Origin of the sequence: Pseudodesulfovibrio sp. 5S69, from assembly GCF_037094465.1 — a bacterium.
Classification (GTDB): domain Bacteria; phylum Desulfobacterota; class Desulfovibrionia; order Desulfovibrionales; family Desulfovibrionaceae; genus Pseudodesulfovibrio; species Pseudodesulfovibrio methanolicus.
Genome location: NZ_CP146609.1, coordinates 1,580,610 through 1,605,410, shown reverse-complemented (window position 1 = coordinate 1,605,410; position 24,801 = coordinate 1,580,610). Strand labels below are relative to the sequence as shown.

Annotated in this window: 20 protein-coding genes, 1 pseudogene and 1 CRISPR repeat array; of the genes and pseudogenes, 8 read left to right on the top strand and 13 right to left on the bottom strand. The window is 61.5% G+C overall.

Annotated features, from left to right (window positions below):
* Nucleotides 1–353 precede the first annotated feature (353 nt).
* Nucleotides 354–1,358, bottom strand: coding sequence for an amidohydrolase family protein (locus V8V93_RS07405; RefSeq protein WP_338669727.1), 1,005 nt, complete (start codon nucleotides 1,356–1,358; stop codon nucleotides 354–356).
* 106 nt (nucleotides 1,359–1,464) lie between these two features.
* Nucleotides 1,465–1,812: pseudogene (locus tag V8V93_RS07400) on the bottom strand (integrase core domain-containing protein); the annotation flags it as partial.
* Nucleotides 1,813–1,866: 54 nt separating this feature from the next.
* Here V8V93_RS07400 and V8V93_RS07395 point away from each other — a divergent pair.
* Together V8V93_RS07395 and V8V93_RS07390 are read left to right on the top strand one after the other, a co-directional pair.
* Nucleotides 1,867–2,811, top strand: coding sequence for a hypothetical protein (locus V8V93_RS07395; protein ID WP_338669726.1), 945 nt, complete (start codon nucleotides 1,867–1,869; stop codon nucleotides 2,809–2,811).
* A complete protein-coding gene (locus V8V93_RS07390) occupies nucleotides 2,808–3,434 on the top strand; it encodes a hypothetical protein (RefSeq protein WP_338669725.1) in 627 nt (208 codons plus the stop codon). The genes V8V93_RS07395 and V8V93_RS07390 overlap by 4 nt, the downstream gene beginning before the upstream one ends.
* Nucleotides 3,435–3,866: 432 nt before the next feature.
* Here V8V93_RS07390 and V8V93_RS07385 read toward each other — a convergent pair whose 3' ends face one another.
* Both V8V93_RS07385 and V8V93_RS07380 read right to left on the bottom strand, forming a co-directional pair.
* Nucleotides 3,867–4,208 (bottom strand): WYL domain-containing protein, encoded by a 342-nt coding sequence (locus V8V93_RS07385; RefSeq protein WP_338669724.1) that lies wholly within the window; start codon nucleotides 4,206–4,208, stop codon nucleotides 3,867–3,869.
* A gap of 10 nt (nucleotides 4,209–4,218) precedes the next feature.
* Nucleotides 4,219–4,665, bottom strand: a complete 447-nt coding sequence (locus V8V93_RS07380; RefSeq protein ID WP_338669723.1) for an efflux RND transporter permease subunit — start codon at nucleotides 4,663–4,665, stop codon at nucleotides 4,219–4,221.
* 752 nt (nucleotides 4,666–5,417) lie between these two features.
* Here V8V93_RS07380 and V8V93_RS07375 point away from each other — a divergent pair.
* On the top strand, nucleotides 5,418–5,639 hold the full coding sequence (locus tag V8V93_RS07375) for a Nif11-like leader peptide family natural product precursor (RefSeq protein ID WP_338669722.1): 222 nt from the start codon (nucleotides 5,418–5,420) through the stop codon (nucleotides 5,637–5,639).
* A 449-nt stretch (nucleotides 5,640–6,088) separates the two neighbouring features.
* Nucleotides 6,089–8,636: a CRISPR direct-repeat array (repeat unit 32 nt; unit sequence GTTTCAATCCACGCCCCCGCGTGGGGGGCGAC).
* A 179-nt stretch (nucleotides 8,637–8,815) separates the two neighbouring features.
* Here V8V93_RS07375 and cas2 read toward each other — a convergent pair.
* The 9 genes from cas2 to V8V93_RS07330 all read right to left on the bottom strand — a co-directional run bounded on the left by cas2 (nucleotide 8,816) and on the right by V8V93_RS07330 (nucleotide 19,690).
* Nucleotides 8,816–9,109, bottom strand: coding sequence for a CRISPR-associated endonuclease Cas2 (gene cas2 / locus V8V93_RS07370; protein ID WP_338669721.1), 294 nt, complete (start codon nucleotides 9,107–9,109; stop codon nucleotides 8,816–8,818).
* A gap of 2 nt (nucleotides 9,110–9,111) precedes the next feature.
* Nucleotides 9,112–10,143: a type I-C CRISPR-associated endonuclease Cas1c gene (cas1c, locus tag V8V93_RS07365; protein ID WP_338669720.1), complete on the bottom strand. Its 1,032-nt coding sequence runs from the start codon at nucleotides 10,141–10,143 to the stop codon at nucleotides 9,112–9,114.
* On the bottom strand, nucleotides 10,140–10,751 hold the full coding sequence (gene cas4 / locus V8V93_RS07360) for a CRISPR-associated protein Cas4 (protein WP_338669719.1): 612 nt from the start codon (nucleotides 10,749–10,751) through the stop codon (nucleotides 10,140–10,142). Before cas4 ends, cas1c begins: the two co-directional genes overlap by 4 nt.
* Nucleotides 10,752–10,753: 2 nt before the next feature.
* Complete coding sequence (cas7c, locus tag V8V93_RS07355; protein WP_338669718.1) at nucleotides 10,754–11,626, bottom strand: type I-C CRISPR-associated protein Cas7/Csd2; 873 nt, start codon at nucleotides 11,624–11,626, stop codon at nucleotides 10,754–10,756.
* A 3-nt stretch (nucleotides 11,627–11,629) separates the two neighbouring features.
* Nucleotides 11,630–13,345: a type I-C CRISPR-associated protein Cas8c/Csd1 gene (gene cas8c, locus V8V93_RS07350; protein ID WP_338669717.1), complete on the bottom strand. Its 1,716-nt coding sequence runs from the start codon at nucleotides 13,343–13,345 to the stop codon at nucleotides 11,630–11,632.
* Nucleotides 13,342–14,010 (bottom strand): type I-C CRISPR-associated protein Cas5c, encoded by a 669-nt coding sequence (cas5c, locus tag V8V93_RS07345; protein ID WP_338669716.1) that lies wholly within the window; start codon nucleotides 14,008–14,010, stop codon nucleotides 13,342–13,344. Before cas5c ends, cas8c begins: the two co-directional genes overlap by 4 nt.
* 25 nt (nucleotides 14,011–14,035) lie before the next feature.
* A complete protein-coding gene (gene cas3 / locus V8V93_RS07340) occupies nucleotides 14,036–16,234 on the bottom strand; it encodes a CRISPR-associated helicase Cas3' (protein WP_338669715.1) in 2,199 nt (732 codons plus the stop codon).
* A 309-nt stretch (nucleotides 16,235–16,543) separates the two neighbouring features.
* Complete coding sequence (locus V8V93_RS07335; RefSeq protein WP_338669714.1) at nucleotides 16,544–17,899, bottom strand: sigma-54-dependent transcriptional regulator; 1,356 nt, start codon at nucleotides 17,897–17,899, stop codon at nucleotides 16,544–16,546.
* A 12-nt stretch (nucleotides 17,900–17,911) separates the two neighbouring features.
* Nucleotides 17,912–19,690 carry an ATP-binding protein gene (locus tag V8V93_RS07330; RefSeq protein ID WP_338669713.1) on the bottom strand — a complete coding sequence of 593 codons (1,779 nt, stop codon included), beginning with the start codon at nucleotides 19,688–19,690 and terminating at the stop codon, nucleotides 17,912–17,914.
* Nucleotides 19,691–19,908: 218 nt separating this feature from the next.
* Here V8V93_RS07330 and V8V93_RS07325 point away from each other — a divergent pair, with 218 nt between their 5' ends.
* From V8V93_RS07325 to V8V93_RS07305, 5 genes are all read left to right on the top strand, one after another.
* Nucleotides 19,909–20,331 (top strand): zinc resistance protein, encoded by a 423-nt coding sequence (locus V8V93_RS07325; RefSeq protein WP_338669712.1) that lies wholly within the window; start codon nucleotides 19,909–19,911, stop codon nucleotides 20,329–20,331.
* Between the two features lie 71 nt (nucleotides 20,332–20,402).
* Nucleotides 20,403–20,660, top strand: a complete 258-nt coding sequence (locus tag V8V93_RS07320) for an SHOCT domain-containing protein (protein WP_338669711.1) — start codon at nucleotides 20,403–20,405, stop codon at nucleotides 20,658–20,660.
* 269 nt (nucleotides 20,661–20,929) lie between these two features.
* Nucleotides 20,930–22,072, top strand: coding sequence for an iron-containing alcohol dehydrogenase (locus V8V93_RS07315; protein ID WP_338669710.1), 1,143 nt, complete (start codon nucleotides 20,930–20,932; stop codon nucleotides 22,070–22,072).
* Complete coding sequence (locus V8V93_RS07310) at nucleotides 22,066–23,274, top strand: two-component system sensor histidine kinase NtrB (protein ID WP_338669709.1); 1,209 nt, start codon at nucleotides 22,066–22,068, stop codon at nucleotides 23,272–23,274. The genes V8V93_RS07315 and V8V93_RS07310 overlap by 7 nt, the downstream gene beginning before the upstream one ends.
* Entirely contained in the window at nucleotides 23,267–24,607 is a 1,341-nt protein-coding gene (locus tag V8V93_RS07305; protein ID WP_338669708.1) for a sigma-54-dependent transcriptional regulator, read from the top strand. The genes V8V93_RS07310 and V8V93_RS07305 overlap by 8 nt, the downstream gene beginning before the upstream one ends.
* Nucleotides 24,608–24,801: the final 194 nt, after the last annotated feature.

Genomic DNA, 24,801 nt, shown 5'->3' with positions numbered 1-24,801 from the left:
AAAGTCCTCATCCTGCTGCTTCCAAGCCGGCGTGGGTTCCTCTGGAGTCGCAGAGGTGGTCTCGGTTGTTCGGACAGTAAGGCAGCAAGTTTAAGGTTGCCCCCTTTGACTCCGACCCAACGCGCTACGCCTTAGGCACACCAACGCCCAGATCAACAATCAGCAGGCCGTCGGTTCAACTCCGATTCCTGGCTCCAACGAAATGAATGGCTTGCTGAGTTTTATCCCAGCAAGCCATTCATTTTTCGAGCCCATAGCTGACACGAATACACACATCCTGCATTCTCCACCTCCCCTGCCACAAACAAGGCGACATCTCCAGCCAAGGCAGGCCGCGACTGAAGACGGCAGAGTTATTGGCCGCAGTTTTTTGTCAGGCGATCCCAATTACCGTGGGCGAAGGCAGCCAGCTCCTCCCCCTCCAAACCACACTCATTTAAAAAGCGGCGGGCATCATGGCCAGGGCGATACTGATACGGAAAATCCGTCGAGAACAGCAACCGATCTTTACCTACAATGCTGGCGGCACGTGCCAGATAATTGGCTGAAAACATGCCACTGGCGGTCACGTACAGATTACTTTTCAGATAATCCATTACAGGTTTATCCAGTTTCGCGGAACGTCCCAGTGCAGCCATACGTTCCGAAAAGAACAACACCATTTCTCCCCAGTGCCCCAGGATAAGCTGTAATTTAGGCAGACGGTCAAAGAGACCTGACACGAGAAGCCGGACAAACTGCACTCCGGCATCGTAATGCCAGCCGAGGCCATACGTCGCCAAGGCAATCTCTAGATCAGGACTCATCCCGCTGTAGTAGGCTTCCCGTACAGCAATTGGCGGTGTACGGGGGTGCAGACTAACCGGGACATGCAGCGCACTGGCGCTCTCAAATATCGGTGCGAAGTCAGGATGATCCAGATTACGATCTCCAACGCGCCCCCCCAGCATCGTCCCTTTGAAACCAAGCGTTTTAACGCAACGTTCCAGTTCCAGGGCGGCCGCCTCCGGATCAACCACCGGCAAGGTTGCATAACCCTGGAACCGGCCCGGATGACGGACAATCGTTTCGGCGATAGCATCATTGCAACGCTTAGCTATATTGATACTTTCCGGACCCAGTTCATGCAAAGCCGGAGTGGTGAGCGAGAGCACCTGCACGTCGACTCCGGCTTCGTCCATTAATTCAACACGCCCTTGGGACACATCCAGCAAACGTTGCCCGATAACACCAGCATTATGCGCCAGGCTGGGATCGGAGGCGGATAGATTCGCCCTATCCCAGGCTTGAATCACTTCCTCCGTGAGAAAATGTTCTTCAATGCCGATCAAAGGAATATGTTCATCCTTCTTTACCATGGTACTCCCCTCCAAAAGGTGATGAGTAATTGCTTCCTTGAGCCGGTCTGGATTTCGTCCGAGCTTCGAACTCTAACACGTTTATCCTACTGGAGATGCCCCCGTTTTAGGTCCGGGCTTGTGTGAGTTCCCGGCGTCTTTTCAGCCCATCCATTCCGGGCAATTGCCCGGAATGGATGGCGAACTCCATGGGCGTCAGGTTGCCCGGGGACGAGTGAGGGCGACTCTCATTGTAGTCCTGTCGCCACACCTCGATCTTACGCTGGGCATCCTCCAGAGACAAGAACCAGCTCACATTGAGGCATTCGTCTCTGAAACGGCCGTTGAAAGATTCAATATATCCGTTGTCCGTAAGCTTCCCCGGCCTGGAAAAGTCCAGTTCAACGTGGTGTTCATAGGCCCATTTGTCCAAGGCCTTTGACGTGAATTCCGGCCCGTTGTCGCACTTGATACGAGCTGGCAGTGCGCGATCACGGGCTATCTTTGCCTAAAAGCTGACATGAGTTGTATGACTATTGAGAAAGCAACCCATACGTTGTATAGCTCAAAATCTATGCTTACAGCCGCCAAAAAACGAAAAATCAAGCGCCCAATAGCCAGGACTTTTCGAGAAGATGAAATTACATCTATTGTCTTTGAGCCTCTCGTGTTCCTGGATGACCCAAATCTTACCTGGATTTTTTTCCAACAACTTATTGAGGAAAGCGGACATTCCTTTTCACTGGGTTCCAATCCAACCGATGTAGAATTTGAATTTTGGCCCAAATTTGTACCCGCTGTTGCCTACTCGGGCATGCGGGATGTGGAACCGGATATGGTGGTTCACTTCACAACCCCTCATGGCAAGATACATATCATTCTAGAATTCAAATGGATAAAGGAAAACGGACAACCCGGAAGGACAACCCCACCATGCGAGTTGTTAAAACAATGGGTCCACCGTGATCTGCGCCACGACGACAAATGGCTACATCTATACATTACTCGAAGAGCCGCGATAAGCAATGGGAATACCAAAGAGTCTTGCACTGCAAAATTCAATGAATCGACAAATGGCTCTATCAATTCATGCGAAATAAAAGAGTGTTTGTACCATGACAAATGCCACTACAAATTCCCGCCCCGGGCAACCTACATTGGCGCTTGGAGAGACTGCCTATTCCCAGCAACATGGAAGCATGTCCTGCTTGCGGCCTCTCGCTTGGAACACATGTGCAGTCCAAATGGCGAGCCTATTGATAGGCACGGATGGGGACAATCCGTCGTAGCTTTTTTGGAACAAAGTGGGATTGTTCCATTCGTCGGGTTTTCCAAAATCGAACCCAATATAGCTCTTCACGACATCAACGAGACTAGTTTTTTCATCACCAATCCGTGGTTTACATTACCAGAACAGAATGTATTTTTTGACCCAACAGACATACATTTCTACCAATCCGGAGATACTAAATGAAAGGCGAAACGATCTTTAATGCTGCGCATATAATAAGTGAAACATGTCGGCAAATAGATGCCATGTTCCAAGCTATTGAACCTAAAATCTTGGAGCTCGAAGAAAACAGTTTTCTCACCTATATGGAGTCTACGGATTATGAGCTCAAGGACAAAACCGGATGGCTCGATGTCAGTTACATGGACAACTATGAGTTCGCTCCAAGAAGATCTAAAAGAACAATACATATAGCATTTTGCTCACACATATATAATACGGCTGAGAATAAAGCCGTTAATGGATGGGAACCATCTTTATACGTCATGATTGCGTATTGCGAAAATGAAATCGGTTGGGATTTGGATAATAACAATTTCAACCTACATAGTGCGATAAGTGATGGATATAATCTCAAAGGTCAACAGCTATGGACAATCTATGCAAGCCCCAAAGACTACGGCTGTACGTTCGTTGTCCCACTTGTCGCGATCTCCGATGAACGGACTCTTCACGATAAAATCATCACCCCGGCTTTTCGGATCGCTGAATCTTTAGCAAAAAGCGACTCGATGGAGAAGTTAGACGCCCCATCAATCGCTTGCCGATTCACATTCGAAGAGGACCAACTCACTATTCTCAAATAGAACGTAAAACGTAACACGAAATCTCAAGACTCACTTGCAGGTCATGAACCCCATTCAATTTACACGCCCTCATTTCTTCGCAAATTCAAAGCACAATGCGACCATAATACATTGATTTTTACATTGGCATCACATGGTCAGAAAAAAACGCCGCATCCCACGCGGCATGTCCTTCTCTGAATCACAGACGAAACGGCTCCTGATAATCCGCCGCCGGGAGGCACGGCGACGACCTGAGCGGACCAAGGGAATATGGCTGGTCCGACATATGGTCGTGCTCTTGGTTTCGAGTAGCGGCCAAGAAAACAACTGGGTACTTCATGTAAAATGCGGGCTTGATCGGTACGTTCCGACCCCACATGGCGGGTTCAATCCGAACGACGGCGAAACTGGTGGAGACTTTCACCAATCAGCCATGCAACCATCCTCAGGCTATAGATCTATGAGCATGCCGAGGATCGTCTGTGCTTCTTCAACGACCTCTGCCCGAAGTTCCTTGGGATAAATGACCTTGGCGTTGCTGCCGAAACTCAAAACCCCTGACCGGACTTCCCGCCAGCTATTGGCGCTGAATTCGAGGTCAACGTTGCCGTTCTTGTACCGCCTGATGGATTGATCATCGCTCCAGATGCGCTCCTGGACATACCCGGCAACAGCCTTGCCGAACTTCACCTTCACCCGAAATTCTTCGCCATCCATCACGCCGAAGACTTTTGGTTCGGGAGGAGTGACGGGAGGCGGGGCCGCGGAGACGGTCAGGTCCGCTTGTTCCATTTCGTCGCGATCAATCTCCCGGGTTGTGGAGTCGATGGAACATGGCGAAGAGCACGGGCACCACGATCAGCGTCAGGATGGTGGCGAACATCAACCCGCCCATGATGGTCACGGCCATGGCCGAGAAGAACGGGTTGAACATGAGCGGGATCATACCCAGGATGGTCTTGGCCGAGGCCATGGCCACCGGCCTGATCCTGCTGACCGCCGAATCCACGATGGCCGGATACGGGATCTTGCCGTGGATCAGCTCCAGCATGATCTGGTCCAGCAGGACCACCGCGTTCTTGATGAGCATGCCCGACAGACTCAGGAAACCCAGCAGGGCCATGAACCCGAACGGTCGCCCGGTCAGGAGCAGACCGGCGGTCACGCCGATAATGGCCAGGGGCACGGTCAGCCAGATGACCAGCGGGTTGCGGATCTTGTTGAAGAGCAGGACGGTCATCAGGACCATGATGATGGTCGGCAGGATGATGCCCTTGGCCAGACTCTGCTGCGCGTCGCGGTGGCGCCAACGGATTTCGGAGGCCGTTGCGGCTCGGCACGCAACGGCTCCATTCCGGCATAAGCCATCCCTTCCATTTGCTCTTCCCCGGCTCCACCTTCTTGACACGACTACTATTTTTCCAATCAAAACCCCACCGCAGCGTCAATTGGAATCAACCAGACGCCCCGTACGCCTGACTCAATCAACATACTGTAATACCATATTATTCATCTGGAAAACGCTGCGCGGGCAGTAGGCCGCGGGTGCAAAGCTCGCTCCTGGCTCAAAGGGACTCAAGCCGTTATGAAGAATCCTGAACGCTTGTTGCGCCTTGGCATGTCCCCCGCCATACGTCGGGGGCTATGCGGCTGCCATGGACGGCCCGGGTGTGAATCCACGGCAAAATAGACAAGTTGCTTTTCCTCGATATTATTGCCGGGAGCGCAAAATTCCTCACTGTACGGCCTCCGCATAGGTAAAATCAGCCCCCGATGGGTCGTTTTTTCTTTCTTGCTTCCGCCTCCCGCCCTTCCTGTGGCCTCTACACCCGAAAAAATCCCGAAACGCCGCTCGTGGCGGGCACTTGACGGTGATCTTGGCCCCAAGCTAAGGCTTATTGATCGACGAGTCGGCGCCATGCTTATCCATTTCCATGCCTGCCGGTTCTTGTGATCCGAATGATGCCATACCCCATTCTGTTGCCAACAAGGAGCATTGCCATGTCCAAAAAAGAAGTGGAGCGCCTGCTGATCGCGGGCGGCGAGAACAAAACTGTAAAGGCCAAGTACAACACCATCGCGACCAAGGAGGCCTTTGTGGCCGCCGCCCTTGAGGATGGATACGATTTCACGGTCGAGGAGCTGGACGAGGTGCTGAAGGAGTCCGGCGACGACTTCACCAGGACCGGCAATCCGCCCGCCCGCATGATCTGGTGGACGTAGAATAGTGTTCCGTGCGTTGCGGCCCCCCATTCTGATCGCGGGGGGCCGCAACGACAGATTTCTCCCCAAGCCCCCCTGAACGCTCAGACCTCGCCATAGCGCCTCGCAAGGCGCGGGATCGACGGAGAATGGCGAAGGTTCCTCGGCAGCTCCGGTATCGGCGCACTGCCCCTCAAGGCTCCGATGCCTGGGTGCACACGTTGTCCAGAGCCGATGCCGTCTCCCCGATGGTAAACCGGGCTTTCAGACGGAGCAGCCGCATTCCCCATGTCGCGCCGCGGGCCGCAATGGTCGCAGCATGCGGAGGAATACACGGCAAAAAACATGGAGCAGGCCGACGACAAGCACTCCGTGGCCCTGTGTCTCCCGGCGCGCGTCTATACCACGGTGGGCTATCTGTATGCCTTTGCGCATGCCTTCGACAAGAATCCCCCGGCCCCGGCCGGTCTGTTTCAATCCACGCCCCCGCGTGGGGGGCGACAAAACTGGACCAGCTGCGCGTCCACGTCCTCGGTGTTTCAATCCACGCCCCCGCGTGGGGGGCGACGACCTGCGGGGGTGCCCGGCAACGCCAACCCCCACGTTTCAATCCACGCCCCCGCGTGGGGGCGACCTTCGCTGGCCCTGCCGCCTCGCCCTCTACGCTGAGTTTCAATCCACGCCCCCGCGTGGGGGCGACGCCAGCCGTCCAGGACCATAACCATGGACGTGGTGTTTCAATCCACGCCCCCGCGTGGGGGCGACGTTATGTGGAGCTGACCGCCACCCCGGTTCAAAAGTTTCAATCCACGCCCCCGCGTGGGGGGCGACGCGGCACTGCGGATAGCGGGTCATCCACCAATTCCGTTTCAATCCACGCCCCCGCGTGGGGGGCGACGTTTGGCCTCCAAGCACAAGCCGGCCCGGAGAAAGTTTCAATCCACGCCCCCGCGTGGGGGGCGACATCAGCAGGGAGTGGGCATGAGTGTCGTTAAACAGTTTCAATCCACGCCCCCGCGTGGGGGGCGACATCGCTTTGAACCAGTTCGCGCAGGAATATCTGTTTCAATCCACGCCCCCGCGTGGGGGGCGACATAGGTGAAGAGCTTGGGGAGTGGGATATCGAAGGTTTCAATCCACGCCCCCGCGTGGGGGGCGACTTAAGCTAGTTGTAAAAAAGTTTGAAATTTTATTGTTTCAATCCACGCCCCCGCGTGGGGGGCGACCCCCAAAAAGTGAGGGAGGTACCCCCATCAACTTGTTTCAATCCACGCCCCCGCGTGGGGGGCGACATGGCAATCAGGGTTTGTTTATGACCGAGATACGGGTTTCAATCCACGCCCCCGCGTGGGGGGCGACTGGTGGTTCGGCGACCGCATGACCAACAGGATCATGTTTCAATCCACGCCCCCGCGTGGGGGGCGACCCTCCGCATGGTGGCAGAAATGGCCGCTGAAAAAGTTTCAATCCACGCCCCCGCGTGGGGGGCGACCCTTGTAGGCCCAGAGACGGTCGCGAGGATCGATGGTTTCAATCCACGCCCCCGCGTGGGGGGCGACCAATAGACAACGAAAAGGATCTCCAATCCCGCAAGGTTTCAATCCACGCCCCCGCGTGGGGGGCGACACGCGCAGACTACAAAGAAGTCAGATTAACCAAATGTTTCAATCCACGCCCCCGCGTGGGGGGCGACTAATGGTAAGGTCACGAGTAGGCCGCCCTTAATAGTTTCAATCCACGCCCCCGCGTGGGGGGCGACGACGGAGTGTAAGGCGAGGCACAAGGATCAGTAGTTTCAATCCACGCCCCCGCGTGGGGGGCGACCGCAAGCAACTTGGCCGCCAACAGCGCGAATGCTGGTTTCAATCCACGCCCCCGCGTGGGGGGCGACGACAACGAGGATGAGACGTATTTTAATGTCAAGCGTTTCAATCCACGCCCCCGCGTGGGGGGCGACGACTTATTGAGGCCATTAATCAGGAGGCTCAACAGTTTCAATCCACGCCCCCGCGTGGGGGGCGACTAGGACTTCCAAGTACCGCTGGTGCTCTGCCTCAGTTTCAATCCACGCCCCCGCGTGGGGGGCGACGAAATAGATCGGTTCAAATCCGAGTGGGAGTACCTGTTTCAATCCACGCCCCCGCGTGGGGGGCGACACTCATCCTTGACCGCCCATGCTATCGTTTCGTGTTTCAATCCACGCCCCCGCGTGGGGGGCGACGCTTGATGCCCTCAATGTGCGGCATCTCCTCGGAGGTTTCAATCCACGCCCCCGCGTGGGGGGCGACTGCCATTTTAGGGAGGACGCATAATGTTATGCCCGTTTCAATCCACGCCCCCGCGTGGGGGGCGACTTGACCCCTTTGTTGGGTGCGTCGTCGAGCAGACAGTTTCAATCCACGCCCCCGCGTGGGGGGCGACATGACCTCTTATGTTTTGTAACACTATCACTAACAGTTTCAATCCACGCCCCCGCGTGGGGGGCGACGCGCACATCGCCCACGACGTGAAACACCTCTTCAAGTTTCAATCCACGCCCCCGCGTGGGGGGCGACACACACGCACCGCTTTTGTCCTCTTCGTGGGCGAAGTTTCAATCCACGCCCCCGCGTGGGGGGCGACTCGAAAAGTCGTTGCTCATGTATTGGCGGGCGGGTTTCAATCCACGCCCCCGCGTGGGGGGCGACGACGATGTGGAAGTGCGCGGGTGGGATACTTCCAGTTTCAATCCACGCCCCCGCGTGGGGGGCGACGCGAGTATATCGACAGGATTCACCGGAAACTTAGGTTTCAATCCACGCCCCCGCGTGGGGGGCGACAGTTGTGGAGAGCAGGGCTGCAAACATATAGCTAGTTTCAATCCACGCCCCCGCGTGGGGGGCGACAAGCGTTTGACCATGACGTTATGGGCATCAAGAGAGTTTCAATCCACGCCCCCGCGTGGGGGGCGACGCCGGATACTTACCATGTAGCCTTCAACGTGCCTGTTTCAATCCACGCCCCCGCGTGGGGGGCGACTGTGGGGGGGCCTGGGGCTCTTGTGGTGCGGGTTGCCAGGGGGGATTCCGCGAACCGTGGGAGGTGAGGGCCGCCCGACAGGGTCCCTGACGGGACATGATTCTTCAATTAACCGTAATAGCGAACTATTGGCAACCGCGCGAGCCTCCCCGGGATTTCATGACCGCTTGGGGTTCGCGCTAGAGAATCAGGGTATCGGTTTCCGGGTCATAGGTGGTTCCAGCACCGTGCTGCTCCACCCGGCGCTGCCAGTTTTTGCCCAGGAAATAGAAACGCAGGCTGTCCCGGTCCTCGTCGTAGGCATCGAGCAGCCGGTGGCGCAATTGCACCCATTGGGCGGGTTCGACCACGCACTCGAACACGGAATACTGCACCCGCTGCCCGAAATTTTCACAAATCTTGGCAATCCGACGCAATCGCCGCTTGCCGTCGGGCTCCTCGAAACTGACGTCGTAACTGACCAGCACCAGCATGTTCACTTCCAAAAAAATGGGGGATAGCCGTCCAGATCGCCGCGCACGGCACGCGCCATGAGCAGCGCCTGGACGTGAAAGGCCAGGCCAAGGGGGATGCGCTCCTTCAAGAACGGATGCGTCACCTCGTCCTGCTTGCGCTTCTGCCATGCCGTGAGGACCGCCTTGCGCGTATCGTCGTCCATGAACACCGCCCCGCTCTCCTTGCGGACAAAGCCCCGGGCGCGGACCTCGCCCCGGTTGATCAGGGACAGGACCAGCCGGTCGGCCAGAAACGCGCGGAATTCCTCCATGACGTCCAGGGCAAGACCGGGGCGACCCGGCCTGTCGCGGTGCAGGAACCCCGCCTGCGGGTCGAGCCCCACCGCCTCCAGGGCGGAACGCACGTCGTGGGCAAGCAGGGTATAGACGAAGGAGAGCAGGCAATTGACCGCATCCAGCGGCGGCCGCCGGTTCCGGCCGGTGAAGCGGAAGGCCCCGTCTTCCGAGAGGATCAGGTTGTCGAAGACCGCGAAATAGGCGTTGGCCGCCTGCCCTTCCATGCCACGCGCCTCATCCAGCGAAACCGGGCGGTGAAGGCGCTCGGCGCTTTCGTCGAGCACGGCCACGGCCCCGGCCACAGCCTCCCGGTCCACGCGGTCCCCGTGGTCGCGCAGGCAGCGCCGGAGCACGGTCCGGGCGTTGACGACCTTGCCGACGAGGGCCGACCGGGCCAGCCGCGAGGAGGCCTCCGCGTCGTCCGCCAACCGGTACTGGGCCCGCCGCAGCAGGACGTTGCCGCCCTGCGGGCCGCGCACCCCGGCCAGGTACCGCCCCCGCTCGGTCAGGAACGAGACGGCCACGCCGTTCTCGCCGCAATGGCCCAGCAGGAACGGACTGCACAGCACGTTGCCGAAACAGACGATGCCGTCCAGTACATGGACTGGAAAGCGGCGCTTTTCCCCGTCCTCGGTGCGCACCACCACGCACTCGCCATCCTTGGACAGGTAGCTGCCCTGGGAGGTGACGTAGAGCGTGTTCAGAAGTTTCTTCACGGGTCCAGCCCCCTTTGCAGATAGGTTTCCACGCGCCGCGAGGCACCGGGCATGCAGGCGTCCCTGAGCGAACAGCCCCGGCACCGCTTGCCCGGCACGGCCTCGGGCGTTTCGGCCGCCTCGATCATGGCGTGCAACTCGCGGCAGTGGTGCTCCACCGCCTCGCGCAGGGGCGTATCGAAGACGACCCGCTCCCTGCGGCGAGGCTTGCCGTAGAAGATGGCCCCCTCCGGCACGACCGCGCCGAGCATTTCCTCCAGGCACAGGGCCTGGGCGCAGAGCTGCTCCCGGTCCCAGTCCTCGATCTTGGGGCCGCCCCGCTTGTACTCCACGGGGTACGGCACCTCGCTCCCGTCCGGGCCGGGCCGCAACTCGATCACGTCGGCCACGCCGTACAGCCCCAGCCGGTCGCTGCGCAGGGGCACGGCCCGGTCCTGGGCCACGCCCCCGCGCCGCCCCGGCGCCCCGGCATCGGCGCGCAGGTGCAGCAGCCGCCCCTCGGCGGTGAAGCGGTTCTCCGCCCAGACCTTTTCCACGTGGATGAGCGCGCACTGCCTGGGGCAGTACAGATAATGCTGCAACGCGGAAAGGGGCAGGGTCCGGTCCATGGCTAGAACTTCACATCCAGGGTGACGCTGTCCGGGACGGCGGATTCATCGACGGACACCGCGTAATCGGAGAAGGCACGGGCCGGGCCGTCGCCTTCCCTGCGGGTCACGGTGACCGCCTCGAACAGCTTGTGGGCCGGGGCGTTACCCAGGGCGTCCTGGTGTTTGAACACGATCAGGCCGCGCGGGCTCATCTTGCCCCGGGCCGCCGAGTGGTCGTGGTCGAACATGTTCGCCAGTGCCTGCCACACCAGGTCAAGATCGTCGTCCGAAAAGCCGGTCCCCTTGTCGCCCAACGCCAGGTTGGCGGAGACGAACCCCTCTGCGCGGTACAGGCCGTACGGCACGATGTGCTTGCGGCCCATGGTCCGTTCCTTTTCCAAATCCTTCTCATTGGTTACGGCCATGCGGGTGATGGACACCTCGGCCGGGACAATGGGCTCGACGCTCTTGGCGAAAGCCAACTGCACCGGCCCGCGCACCTGGCCGCAATTGACCTCGGTGGTCATGACCGCGCCGAAGGTGCGCACATCGAAGAAGTTGTCGCACATCCAGCGGGTGACCTTGCGCGCGTCCTCCTCCTTCTTGGGCAGCTTCTTTTTTTCCGGTTTTATCTCAAGGGCCTTGTAGGCCATCTCGTTGTTGCGGTTGAGCACGGCCTTTTCCGTGACATAGATATTGTACCCCTCGGCCCCCTGCTTGACCACGTCCACATAGTTGCGGATCTTGCGCTTGAGGCAGACGTCGGTGACCAGACCGTGCCCGGTCTCGGGGTCGATGCGCGGGGTGTTGCCCGCGTCCGGGTCGCCGTTGGGATTGCCGTTCTCCACGTCGAACAGGTACACGAATTCATAGCGGTTATTGATGGCGGTCATGGTCTAGTCCTCCGTATTCTTTTCTTTTTTGATGTAGAAATCCTGACGCTGCTGATAGTATCCGAGAATGAACATGCCTTGTTTCTCCGACGACATGGAGGCCGGGAAACCGGTTGCGGCGTCGATGCCGCCCACGATCTCCTGAATCGCCTTGTCCAGGGTTACCGCCCAGCCCGGCTTGTCCTTGCGGACCTTGGCCAGCCCATGCTGGGCGTTCTTCATGATGATGGGGAAGGTCCGCGCCGGGGTGGCGGCGGCGGAAGCGAAGAAACGATCCCGCACCGTGGCGTTGGCCCCGGGGACCGCCTCCTCCTGGATGCGTTCGACAATGGCGAACAGTCGACCGAGGCGGTAGCCGATGTCCATATTGGTGCTATCGAGTGTCATGGGAATCTCCTGTTTTCTGTTGCGAATGAGGAAGGCCTTGATCACGGCCGCCCGCAGGTAGTTGATTTCCTTGTCGGCACGGATGCGGCCGATGGCGGCGGACAGCAGGGTCTGCGGATAGGGCAGTCCCTGGATAACGGCGCGGACGAATTGGCCGAAGAGCAGCGGCGACAGGTTTTTTGCGTCCCGCTGGGGGGCCAGCTCCTTGAGCAGTTGCCACGGGCTCGGATGTTCGGAATCACTGTCGAACCGGCGCTGCAGGGCCAGGGCCCGGAAGTGTTGGCCGACGTTCTCCGCCATCTCTCCCACGGTACCCACGTGCCAGAATCGTACGGACAGCCGGGCCGCGTTGGGCGACAGGCCGAGCACGTAAAACGGGGTCTTCGCTTCGCCCAGCGCGTTGGGATACCTCCCTTTGGTCACATCTGCGAGATACCCTTCCAGGCGTCGCGCCAGCCCGTCATCCTCGGCCCGTTTGCCGCCCATGGCGAGGCCGAAGAACGGCTCGGCCTCGCCCGGCGCATCGGTCCAGAAGACCACGGTGGTCTCGGCCACCTGGACCTTGCGCGGACTGTCCGGCGCGAGCAGGTGGTTGAGGGCCGTGGCGTAGGCGAAGGCCGCACGCTCCGAGACCGGGGAGTTGAGGTTCTGCTTCTTGCCGTAGGACTCGGCCGCGTCGAGGTTGAAGGAGATGAGCGAGGCTCCGGCGGTCTGCGCGCCGGGTACACCCTTGATCTTGGCGTGGGTCGGGGGGATGGGGCCGACTTCGCCGGTGACCAGGCACCGGCCCGTGGCGAACTCGTCGTTGGCGGCGAGATGCGCGAGCCAGGCCTTGCGGAAGGCGGGCCGGTCGTGCAAAAAACCGGGCTCGCCATCAAGCATGAAGACCACGTTCAGGCCGACCATGTCCTCCCAGCCGGGCAACTCCGCCGCCCGCGCCGGATTCCAGTCGGCAAGGAAGGCCAGCAGAGCCCGCGCCCCCTCGTCGTCCACGCCAGCCAGGACCTCGGCGGCCAGGGCCTTGAAAGCCGCATGGGTTGCGACGGTCCGCTCCGGCTTGCCCTTGTCGTCCGCTCCGAGCACATACCCGGTGTTGTCCCAGGCGAAGTTGGATATGATTCCGTTCGCCCTCACCACCGGCCCCGGCACCTCGATGCGGTTCGGACGGCCCTTTTCGTCGCGCAGGTCCATGGGGCGGCCCGCCAGGTTGCCCGCCCGGTCCAGGGTCAGGCAGTAGTGCACCCCCTGGCGGCCGAAGCCGAACTCGGGTACATCCGCCTCGGAGTCCGCCAACAGCCGCTCATAATAGCCGTTCAACGCCTGGAGGATCATGAGGCCACCCCCTCGCGCTCCAACGCCCTGGCCACCTCGACCACCCCGCCTTCCAGGGCCGGGCGGAAGAACAGCGGGGCCATGCCGTTGCGGTAGTCGAGGTCGTAGAGCATCCAGCCCAGGTCGCGCGCGGGCTCGGCGGCCAGGGGCGAGGCCGGGGCGTCGCCTTCCACAGGCTCGAAGAAGGCCGCGAACTCGCGACAGCCGAGATAGGGCCGGTGGAAACACTGCCCCTTGCCCGCCCTCCGGTTGAACATGTCCAGATGTTTGCCGTCGTTGCGGTCCTCGGCGGACGTGTATTCGAAGTGTGCCTCAATGACGTACTCCACATCGCGCAGGATCAGGGCGGCCCGCTGCTGGCGGTTGTCCTCGATGAACAGCCGCAACGGCTCTCCGCCACCCTTCATGGCCGCGTTCACGCCCGAAGCGCCCTTGACCGGCACCTTGGCCGAGACCTCGTTGCGCCGCACGTTGTCGAAACGGATGGGTTTCATGACGTGGATGCGGTCCACCACCCAGCGGATGGACGGCTTCCAGTACACCGCCTCCAGAATCCCCCGCGCCGCCGAAGGGGTCATCACGTCGTAGCTGACGCGCTCCACCTTCATCTCCGGCCGGGTGAAGCAGGCATACTCTCCCCAGACTTTGAGCTTGATTCCTGACACGAATCTCACCTCCGTGTTGTCGTACCTAGGCCAAAAAATATTCCGGATCGGCCGGGCCGGGCACGGTCAGGCCGAACAGATCGTCATAGAATTCCATACGGCAGAGCACTTCGCACCCTTCGACCACCGTCTCCACGGCCCCGGCCTCGTCCAGGGCGCGGAACTGGCCCTCGTAGACCTGGACCGTGTATTGCTGGAGCTTGCGCAGGATGCCGCCGGGGTGCTCCGCGTACCGGAGCGTCTCCACCAGTTCCCGCGCCCGGTCGTCCCAGGGCACGATCACCGGGACCATAACCGTGTCGATCAGCCGGAACTTGCGCTCGGCCTCACGGAAATACCATTCCAGGTCCCGGCTGTTCAGGTCGCGCAGCACGCCCCGGCGGTCCAGGCGGTCCTGTTGCAGCCAGTAATGCAGCCGAAAATACTGCCGGATGGCCTCGGGCGAAAACGGATCATTGCCGTGGGGCCCGCGCAGGACCGAGCCCGTGTGCTCCGCCTGGGCCGAAAAGGCGCGCGGCAGTCCTTCGGCCGGATAGTACACGGACACCGGGGCCGCCCCCTCGCGCTCGCCCTCGCGGTTGCACCGCCCCGCCGCCTGGGTGATGGAATCGAGCCCGGCCATCTCGCGGATCACCTCGGGGAATGAAACATCGACTCCGGCCTCGACCAACTGCGTGGAGACCACCCTGCACGGCTCCCCGTCCTTGAGCATTTGCCGGATCTCGTCCAGCCGCTCGGAGCGGTGCGCCGGGCACATGAGCGCGCTCAGATGGCGCGCCCCCGGCACGTCCTGGACCAGTTCGAACAGCTCGGCCGCGCGGGCCCGGGTGTTGACGATGCACAACGCCTGCTCCCGCTCCCGGACCAGGGCCGCCACATCCCCCAGGGCCAGTTCGCCCAGGTCGCGCAGTTCGGTACGTCGAAAGGCTTCGTAGAGTCGCGCCGGGTCCGGGGCCAGTTCGCGTTGCGCATCCAGACCCGGCAGTCCGGGGATGCGCCCCTTGCGCGAAAGGACCGCGAAGTCCTCCCGGCGCAGGGCGGGCTGGGTGGCCGTGCACAGAACCGCGCTGCACCCGTAGTGCGTCGTCAACTCTTCCAGGGCGCGCAGGCACGGGTCGAGAAAATCGACGGGCAGCATCTGGGCTTCGTCCAGGACGATCACCGACCCGGCCAAGTTGTGCAGCTTGCGGCAGCGCGACGGCCGGGCCGCGAACAGCGACTCGAAGAACTGCACGTTGGTGGTCACCACCACGGGCGCGTCCCAGTTCTCGCAGGCCAGCCGGTGGCGGCGGGCCTGAACGGACTCCCCCGCATTGTCCTCGCCCCCGAAGGCCCGGCGCGGGTCGAAATTGCTGTGGTGCTCGACGACCGCGCCGGGAAACGCCCGGAACACGTCGCGGAAGACGCCCGCGTTCTGCTCGATGATGGAGGTGTAGGGAATGACGTAGATCACCCTGCGCAGGCCGTGCAGGAGCGCATGATCCAAAGCGAAGGCCATGGAGGTCAGGGTCTTGCCGCCCCCGGTGGGCACGGTCAGGGTGAACAGGCCGGGGTCCAGGGCGGCCTGTTCCCGGCAATGGCCCAGGATTTCGGCGCGCAGGGAATTGATGCGCCCGCTGCCGTCCTTCCCGGCCAGATGGCGGTCGAGCGCCCCGCGCAGCGCGTCGAGCGGCGGCCCCGGCGTGCGCCACCCGCTCCTTTCGGCGTCCATGAAGGCCTCGGTGTCCAGGAAATCCGCGTCCACCAAAGCGGAGAAGAGCATCCGGGTGAAGAAGGAGAGCTGGAACGGATCGTCCGGCGCGTACGGCAGGGACGGCTCCGAAAGCCCGAAAAGCGGATTGGCGACGGACTCGGGCAGGACGAACGCCCGCTCAATGATTTGTTTCAGCGATGCGCGCGGTCCGGAGCCGTGGTAATCCGGCAGGCCGCCGTGGTGCCCGGCCACGCAGTATGCGCCGATCCGGCCGAAGCCCGTGCCCAGCCCGTCCAGCAGCCGCGCCCCGGTCCCCTTGTGGTCGGCGTGGCCGGTGTACTCGCCGGTCAGCCGCTGCTGGAATTGGGGATTGTGCTTGCCGATGTCGTGCAGGCGCCCCACGGCCCGGCCCCATTCGGCGGCCCCGAAGGCCGCTGCGAAGGCCGCGGCCCCGTCCGCCACGTTCTTCAGGTGATCATCCAGCCGCTGCCACGATTCCGGTCCCGCCTTCTCCAATGAATGCGCAAACATATCAGCAACACCCTCTTTATCGAATAACACATAAAGAAATGCATAAAAGAAACAGGGCGTACCATACACAATCAGCAAGCCGATGAATAGGGGCGAGGTACAGGGGGGCGTCGAGATTGCCGGACGAACGGCCATGGCAAGGCATTCACCTGCATGAACGAGGGCAAGCCCGCTCCAGGAAACACGCTCCCGTTAACGCGGGAGATCTCCCCGAAGCTGACCGCCGAGAGGCTGCCCGCCGCCCTCGGGGCGCGGCGGGAGAACGGGGCCGGACGACCCCGAGGGGGAGGAGCAACGTTCCGAAGAAGGCTACACGCCGTACTTCTTGAGCTTGTTGTTCAGCGTCGTCCTGGTGATGTCGAGGATCTTGGCCGCCTCGCTCTTGTTCCAGCCGGTCTGTTCGAGGGTCGCCAGGATGGCCGCCTTCTGGACGTCCTCCAGGGGCTGGCCGCCGAGCGTTTCGGTTCCGGTCGCGCTCGGGACGGCCTGCTCGTAGTCCTTGACCAGGGAGGCCGGGAGTTCCTTCTCCGTGACGTACTCGCCCATGGAGAGGATGACGGCCCGCTCGATGGTGTTTTCCAGCTCGCGGACATTGCCGGGCCAGGAATAGCGGATGAGCATATCCATGGACAGGGGCGTGAACCCCTTGACGGCCTTGCGGTTCTTTTCGGCGAACCGCTTCAGGAAGAAATTGGCCAGCAGGGGGACGTCGTCCTGGCGCTCCCGCAAGGAGGGCAGACGCAGGACCATGACGTGCAGCCGGTAGTAGAGGTCCTCGCGGAAGCGGCCCGCCTCCACCTCGGTCTTCAGATCCTTATTGGTGGCGGCGAGGATGCGCACGTCCACGGACTGCACCGTATCGCTGCCGACCCGCTGGATCTCGCGCTCCTGCACGGCCCGGAGCAGCTTGGCCTGCATGGGCATGGATATCTCCCCGATCTCGTCGAGGAAGATCGTGCCCTTGTCGGCCTGCATGAACCGGCCGTCGCGCCGTTTGTCCGCGCCGGTGAAGGCCCCCTTTTCATGGCCGAACAGCTCCGACTCCAGGAGCGTCTCCGAAAGGGCCGCGCAATTGATGGTCACGAGCTGCTTCGCCTTCCGGGCGCTGTTGGCGTGGATGGCCCGGGCGACGAGCTCCTTGCCCGTGCCGGATTCCCCGGTGATCAGGACCGTGGCCTCGGTGGGGGCCACGACCTTGACCATCTCGACGACCTCCTGCATGGCCGGGCTGGTGCCGATGATGCCCGCCAAAGATTGGCCGGAGGAGACCTCCTTCAGGTGGCGGTTCTCCTCGGAGAGCCGCTTGTGTTCCAGGGCCCGCTCCAGGATAATTTTGAGTTCGTCGAAATTGAGCGGCTTGGTCAGGTAGTCGTATGCCCCCAGCTTCATGGCCCCGACGGCCACGTCCACGGACGAATAGGCGGTCATGATCAGCACCGGGATGGCGGGGTTGAACGCCTTGATCTCCTCCAGGGCCTCTATCCCGCTGACCTTGGCCATGCGGACGTCCATGAGCACGGCATCGTACGGGTGCTCCTTGACGGAAGCCACCGCCTCGGCCCCGTCCATGACCGACGCGGTCTCGTATCCCCATCCGCCGAGGATGGTCTCCAGCATGGACAGGTGCCCCTTGTCGTCGTCGACGATCAGTATCTTGGTCTTCATGGCGCGAAACTCTTATGCGGGTTGAGGTATGGAGAGGGTGAAGGTCGTGCCCTTGCCGGCGGCGCTCGCGACGGCGACGCTCCCGCCGTGTTCCTCGACGATCTTGCGGACCACGGCCAGGCCGAGGCCGGTGCCCTGGCTCTTGGTCGTGAAGTACGGATCGAAGACCGTGGCCAGGTTCTCTTCGGCGATGCCCTGCCCCGTGTCCTGGACCTCGATAACCAGGTCCGGGCCCGACCGCTGCGCCCGCAGAACCAGCCTGCCCCCGGCCTCCATGGCCTGGATGCCGTTGATCCCGATGTTGAGCAAGGCCTGGACCATGCGGTCGGGGTCCAGCTCCACCGAGGACAGGCCCGGCTCGATGTCGATGGAGACGGCGACGTTCCGGTCCGCCGCATCCTGCCGCAGCAGCCGGGACACGGTGTCCAAGACCACGGCCATGTCGGCCTCACGGGGCTTGATCTCGGAGGGCCGGGAGAGGTCAAGGAGTTCGGATATGACCCGGTTCAGCCGCTCGGTCTCGGCGATCATCACCGTTGCGGCCTTGCGGTTCTCGCTGCCCTCCTCGAACAGCCCGGCGAAGTAGGTCGCGTACCCCTTGATGCTGCTGAGCGGGTTGCGGACCTCATGGGCGATGCCCGCCGCCAGGTTGCCGATGGCCGCCATCTTCTCCCGCTGCTTCGCGTCGGCCTGGAGCCGGTGGATCTCCGTCAGGTCGCTCAGGATGAAGATCGTGCCGAGGGAGAAGCCGTCGTCGGACACGACCGGCGCCACGCCGACATTGGCCGGGAATTCCCTGCCCCGAACGGTGACCAGCAGCTCCCTGGTCACAGGGTGCCCGGTCTCGGCGGACACCGAAGCCAGTTCGACGATGGCCGGGGGAAGCAACTCGTCCACCGGCCGGTTCAGGGCCTCGTCCGCCCCGGCATCGAGCAGGGAGACGGCGTCGCCGTTGATATGGGTGACCACGCCGTCGGGACCGGCCACCACCAGGCCCACGGGCAGATGGGCGACGATCTCCGAGGCCACGATCTGCGAATCCTTCAACTGTCTGCGCGACTTGTGGTACGCCTGCACCCAGAAGAGCGAGATCATGCAGCCGAGCCCCACGAGCAGCAACACGGCCGAGGTCATGACCATGACCCTGATGTCGGCCCGGCGGGCCTCGACGAACGGCTCGATGTCCAGGCCGATGAAGATCAGCGGTCTTTCCAGGCTCTTCCCGGAACCGCCGCCTCCCATCATCCCCCTGTGGGGATCCCCGGCGCGGCCCTGCGAGGGGGGGGCCATCATGCGGCCCATCATTTCGCGCATCCTTCCGTAACCGCCGCGGCCCTGGGCGACGAACTCCTTGTAGACCACGAAGGAACCGGCACCGGCGCCGTCCTTCACGATCACCCAGTGCGCTTCCTTATCCGGGGCCAGGGCCTTTATCCGGTCGGGGCCGAGAAAAACGTCGCCGATCTTCGCGGAGTCGCTGTGGGCTATGATCCGCCCGTTGCGGTCCGTCAGGAGAATGAAGCGGATGTCCGGCAGTTCGGCGGTCGCGTCGATCAACGCCTGGAGCCTGTCCTGAGCGCCGTAGCTGCCCATCATGCCCGCCCGCGCGCCGGCCTCGAAGGAGCGGATGAGCGCCTCGCCCTTCTCGCCGAGGACCTTCTCCATGTAGCGCACTTCACGGTTGTAGTTGAATACGGCGAGACCCACGACCACCAGGGTCATGATCACCGCCATGCCCAGGATCATCCAAACGGACGCGGAGCTTCCCAACAGCTTTTTGTTCAACGGCATGTCCTTCCCGCCTGACGGAATTGACCATTTTTTGGACTATCGACAGCCCGACTGATTAAAAATTAACCACATGGGCGGACGTTGGCAAGGGGCAAATCAGAGCATGTATTTAAAATATACTTTTATTTTAGTGAGTTATTTGAAAATATAAACTTTGGCATGCCCTTTGCCTTAGGGAAAGTACGAACACGAACAAAACCATTTAGGAGGTTTTTATCATGAAGAAGACTTTTCTGACTCTCGCACTGGTCGCGGCCGTCGCCCTGGTTTCCGCCAACGCAATGGCCTGGGGCATGCACGGGCAGCGCGGAAACGGCTACGGCAACGGTTACGGCATGCAGTACAACAACCAGGTCGATTCCAAGGCGTATCAGGATTTTCTGAACTCCACCGCCGACCTGCGCGCCTCGATCAGCGCGGACAGGGCCGAAGTGGCGGCGCTCATGGCCGGCCAGAACCCGGACGCCAAGCAGGTGCGCGCCCTGACGGAGCACATCAACAAGAACATCACCGCCCTCAATGAAAAGGCTGCCGCGCTGGGACTGCCCGGCCAGGGTTTCATGGGACGCGGCATGATGAACGGTCGGGGTATGATGGGCTTCAACGGATACGGCCGCGGTTTCAACTGCCCCGCCAGGTAGACGCTCGGACTGAATGATTCGGCGGGAGGGATGCGCTCCCTCCCGCCGGAACGATCCATCATGGAGAGACCATGTTCAATTGCAATTGGGGATTCATGCACGGCTTCGGTTCAGGTTGGGGAATGGGCGGCTTCGGCTCCATCTTCAACCTGCTCTTTATCGGCGTCCTCATCTACCTCGCCTACAAGTTCATTCAACGGCCCCCCCGCTGCTCCGATGGCCGCCAGGACAGGAGGGACTCCCTGGAAATCCTGAAGCGCCGATACGCCAACGGGGAAATCAGCGCCGAAGAGTTCAGCAAGATGCGGACGGTTCTGAAGGAAGAATAAGCGGCCCGGCGCCGCGAAAATGATCGAGCCCCCCGGCGAGTCCACTCGCCGGGGGGCTCTTCCGCGGTGTGCGGCAACAGGCTGACCACTCTATAACCATTTGTGATTATGATCTTTTTATCGCATGACAGCGCCCCATCGGGAACGGAATGCCTGGGAGTGCCCGCGCGCTCCGCCCCCGGTGCCAAAAGGAGAACCTCGGCAAAGGACTTGCCTAAGGTCGGGGAAACTGCGTACGCTGAACCACACTTTATACGCGCGGAGAGGCCATGCTCATCACCAAATTCGCCATTCCGGAAGTCATCTTCGGCAACGGCAGCATAAAATATCTTGCGCCCTGCGCTCGTCGTCTCGGGGCCAAGCGGGTCCTGCTGGTCAGCGACCCCGGAGTCGAAAAGGCGGGCTGGGTCGAAGTCGTCATGGACCTGCTGCGCAAGGACGCCATCGAATGCGTCTACTTCAACGAGGTCAGTTCCAATCCCCGCGACGTGCAGGTCCACAAGGGAGCGGAGCTGTATATCGAAAACGGCGCCGACGTCATCGTCGGCATCGGCGGGGGCAGCCCCATCGACGCGGCCAAGGGGATCTCCACCATCGTGGGCAACGGCGGCAAGATCAGGGATTACGAGGGCGCCAACAAGATCATGCGCCCCCTGCCGCCCATGATCTTCATCCCCTCCACCGCGGGCAGCGGCTCGGACGTCTCCCAGTTCTGCATCATCACCGACATCGAGCGGCAGGTGAAGATGTCCATCATCAGCCGCTCGCTGGTGCCCAACCTGTCCATCATCGACCCCATGATCCTGGCCACCAAGAGCCGGGAGTTGATCGCGGCCTCGGCCGTGGACGCCCTGGCCCACGCCGTGGAATCCTACGTCTCCCGAATGGCCTCGCCCTTTTCCGAGCCCCAGTCCATGCAGGCCATCCAACTGTTCATGGAGAACGTCCGCGAGGCCGTGGACTCGAAATCCCTGGAAGCGCTCAAGAACCTGAGCATCGCCAGCACGGCGGCGGGCATGGCCTTCAGTAACGCGGGCCTGGGAATCGCCCACTCCCTGGCCCATTCCATCGGCGGCCGGTTCGACGTTCTGCACGGCATGGTCCATCCTGTGCTGCTGCCCTCGGTCATGCGTTTCAACCTCATGTCCAGGCCGAAGAAGCTTGCCCGCGTGGGCTACCAGGTGACCGGGATACAGTGCAAGTCGGAGGAAGCGCAGGCCCTGAAGGGCATCGAATACCTCGAAAAACTGTTCCTGGATCTGGGCGCGACATGCCGCTTGAACGACATGCTGCCCAACGACAACGAACTCGAACTGCTCTGCCACAAGGCCCTGGCCGACGCCTGCACCCTGACCAACCCCCGCGAAGCGACCTGCGAGGACCTGATGAGCATATGCGAGGCTGCATGGTGAGTACCGCAAAAACGACACTCGAAGATCTCATGGGCATTGAGCACAGCAAGCTCAACTTCTTTCAGGAACTGCGCCAGAGCATCGAGAAGCTGACGGCCAGCCACCGGGAGTCCGAGGACCAGCGCCTCGAAATCGCGGCCATCCTCGAAGGCATCACCGACGTCATGATGGTCCTCTCCGAGAACCTGGAAATCATCTCGGTCAACCACGTCTTCCTGGACCTCTTTCCGGGCATCAACCCCATCGGCAGGTACTGCTACGAGGTCTTCCGGCACACCAACTATCCGTGCCACGAATGTCCGGCGTTCAGGTCGCTGAGCACCGACGCCGTCTGCCGGGAGACCGCCATCTTCCGCATCGGCGGGCGCAACCGCCAGTTCCAGATGGTCGCGGCCCCCCTGAAGAACCCCCACCTGCCGCAACACCGGGTGCTCATCTTCAAGCGCGACGTGACCATGGAAAAGGAATACCAGGCCAAGTTCTACCAGGCCGAGAAGATGGCCACCACCGGCATGCTGGCCGCGGGCGTGGCCCACGAGGTCAACAATCCCCTGGCCGCGGTGGCCGGGTTCGCGGAGGGGCTCAAGCGCCGCCTCCCCCGGCTGGAAAACAAGGTGGACGACGACCTCTACGAGGACTTCAAGGAGTACACGGACACCATCCTCAAGGAGTGTTCGCGCTGCCAGAAGATCGTCCAGACCCTGCTGACCTTCAGCCGCCCCATGGTGGCCGATTTCACCCAGGTCTGCGTCAACCGAGTGGTCAAGGACACCATCCGCATCCTGCAGCACCACTTCAAGAACCACCCGAAGCTCAAGGTGTCCATGTCCCTGGCCGAGACCCTGCCCATGATCTACGGAGACGAGGCGCAGTTGAAGCAGGTCGCCCTGAACCTCCTGACCAACGCGGTGGACGCCATCGGGGAGGAAGGGGAGTTGTGCGTATCCACCACCCTCCACGAGAACGGCGTACGCATGGCGGTCAGCGACTCCGGCTGCGGCATCCCGGAGAAGAACCTGGACAAGCTCTTCGAGCCGTTCTTCACCACCAAGCCCGTGGGCAAGGGCATCGGCATCGGGCTGGCCACCTGCTACCATATCGTCCAGGACCACGGGGGCGAAATCACCGTCAACAGCGAACTGGGCACCGGGACCTGTTTCTCGGTGACCCTGCCGATAGGGAAACGAGGCCGACATGGCTAACGGCTACAAGGTCCTGGTCATCGACGACGAGGAATCGATCCTCCGGCTGCTCGAACACGAACTGACCACCGAGGAACGGACCGTGGACACGGCCGCGTCGGCCGCCGCCGGGCTGGAGAAATTTTCCAAGGGGCACTACGACGTCGTGGTCTCGGACATCCGTCTGCCGGACGGCGACGGTCTGGACATGCTCGTGCAGTTCAAGACGGCCTACCCCGACATCGAAGTGGTGCTGATCACCGGGCACGGCAACATCGACAACGCGGTCGAGGCCATGCGCATCGGTGCGTACGACTATCTGACCAAGCCCTTTCATCTCGACCGGGTGGAACTGGTCATCGAGCGGGCCTACCAGCGGGTCTGCCTCCAGCGCGAGAACCGCAGCTTCCGGCACTCGAACCAGACCGTGGCCGCCTCCAAGCTGATCGGGAACTCCGCGCCCATCAAACAAATAAAATATCTCATCAGCCGGGTCGCTCCCACGGACGTGGCCGTGCTGATCACCGGCGAAAGCGGCGTGGGCAAGGACGTGGTGGCCCACTCCATCCAGGAGCAGAGCGAACGCAACGAACGGCCGTTCATCGTCAAGAACTGCGCCACGCTGCAAAAGGAGCTCATGCGCAGCGAGCTGTTCGGGCACACGCGCGGCTCCTTTACCGGGGCCACGGACAGTCGCGACGGACTGATGACCTACGCCGACACCGGCACCCTTTTCCTGGACGAGATCGGCGAGCTGCCCCTGGAGGTCCAGGGGGCGCTGCTCAGGGTGCTGGAGGCCAAGATGTACCGCCGCATGGGCGAGAAGAACGAACGCCACGTGGACATCCGCTTCCTGTTCGCCACCAGCCGGAACCTGGCCGAAGAGGTCGAGGCGGGACGGTTCAACGAGGCCCTGTACCACCGCATCAACGTCTTCAACATCCCGGTCCCCCCGCTCTGTAGGCGCAAGGAGGACATCCCCCTGCTGGTGGAACATTTCCTCGGCCGCATGAGCATCGCCATGCGCCGGGAGCGGCTGACCATCACGGACAAGGCCGTGCAGTGCCTGACGCACTATGACTGGCCCGGCAACATCCGCGAGCTGCGCAACGTGCTGGAGCGGAGCATTATCCTGGCGGAAGGGGGCGTGATCACCAACCAGGCCCTGCCGCGGGAACTGGTCGAGCACGTGGCGGAACAGGGCGGCACCGTCTTCTCCCTGGAGGAGATGGAACGCGAGCACATCCAGCGCGCCCTCCAGTTCTACGACGGCAACCGGCTCCAGGCGGCCAAGGCCCTGGGCATAGGCCGCAAGACCCTGTACCGGAAGATCGAGAAGTTCGGACTGGGATAGCGTCCCGGTTCGGATCGTGCCCCGCCTCCCCCGAAAACCCGTCGCCGTAACGGGTTTTTTATATCGGCTTGCACCCTGAAATTGTGACCCATTAGCCCCTTTTCTGTGTATCAAATCGACACATTGTTTAACATCATAAAATATTTGGATATAGCGGCCACGCATCGCCTATAGGGGTCACGCTGACCCAAGGG

What these genes read in the sequence shown, in the direction of transcription:
- V8V93_RS07405 (WP_338669727.1), bottom strand. Translation starts at nt 1,358, where the DNA reads ATGGTAAAGAAGGATGAACATATTCCTTTGATCGGCATTGAAGAACAT.
- V8V93_RS07395 (WP_338669726.1), top strand. Translation starts at nt 1,867, where the DNA reads ATGACTATTGAGAAAGCAACCCATACGTTGTATAGCTCAAAATCTATG.
- V8V93_RS07390 (WP_338669725.1), top strand. Translation starts at nt 2,808, where the DNA reads ATGAAAGGCGAAACGATCTTTAATGCTGCGCATATAATAAGTGAAACA.
- V8V93_RS07385 (WP_338669724.1), bottom strand. Translation starts at nt 4,208, where the DNA reads ATGGAACAAGCGGACCTGACCGTCTCCGCGGCCCCGCCTCCCGTCACT.
- V8V93_RS07380 (WP_338669723.1), bottom strand. Translation starts at nt 4,665, where the DNA reads ATGGTCCTGATGACCGTCCTGCTCTTCAACAAGATCCGCAACCCGCTG.
- V8V93_RS07375 (WP_338669722.1), top strand. Translation starts at nt 5,418, where the DNA reads ATGTCCAAAAAAGAAGTGGAGCGCCTGCTGATCGCGGGCGGCGAGAAC.
- cas2 (WP_338669721.1), bottom strand. Translation starts at nt 9,109, where the DNA reads ATGCTGGTGCTGGTCAGTTACGACGTCAGTTTCGAGGAGCCCGACGGC.
- cas4 (WP_338669719.1), bottom strand. Translation starts at nt 10,751, where the DNA reads ATGGACCGGACCCTGCCCCTTTCCGCGTTGCAGCATTATCTGTACTGC.
- cas7c (WP_338669718.1), bottom strand. Translation starts at nt 11,626, where the DNA reads ATGACCGCCATCAATAACCGCTATGAATTCGTGTACCTGTTCGACGTG.
- cas8c (WP_338669717.1), bottom strand. Translation starts at nt 13,345, where the DNA reads ATGATCCTCCAGGCGTTGAACGGCTATTATGAGCGGCTGTTGGCGGAC.
- cas3 (WP_338669715.1), bottom strand. Translation starts at nt 16,234, where the DNA reads ATGTTTGCGCATTCATTGGAGAAGGCGGGACCGGAATCGTGGCAGCGG.
- V8V93_RS07335 (WP_338669714.1), bottom strand. Translation starts at nt 17,899, where the DNA reads ATGAAGACCAAGATACTGATCGTCGACGACGACAAGGGGCACCTGTCC.
- V8V93_RS07330 (WP_338669713.1), bottom strand. Translation starts at nt 19,690, where the DNA reads ATGCCGTTGAACAAAAAGCTGTTGGGAAGCTCCGCGTCCGTTTGGATG.
- V8V93_RS07325 (WP_338669712.1), top strand. Translation starts at nt 19,909, where the DNA reads ATGAAGAAGACTTTTCTGACTCTCGCACTGGTCGCGGCCGTCGCCCTG.
- V8V93_RS07320 (WP_338669711.1), top strand. Translation starts at nt 20,403, where the DNA reads ATGTTCAATTGCAATTGGGGATTCATGCACGGCTTCGGTTCAGGTTGG.
- V8V93_RS07315 (WP_338669710.1), top strand. Translation starts at nt 20,930, where the DNA reads ATGCTCATCACCAAATTCGCCATTCCGGAAGTCATCTTCGGCAACGGC.
- V8V93_RS07310 (WP_338669709.1), top strand. Translation starts at nt 22,066, where the DNA reads ATGGTGAGTACCGCAAAAACGACACTCGAAGATCTCATGGGCATTGAG.
- V8V93_RS07305 (WP_338669708.1), top strand. Translation starts at nt 23,267, where the DNA reads ATGGCTAACGGCTACAAGGTCCTGGTCATCGACGACGAGGAATCGATC.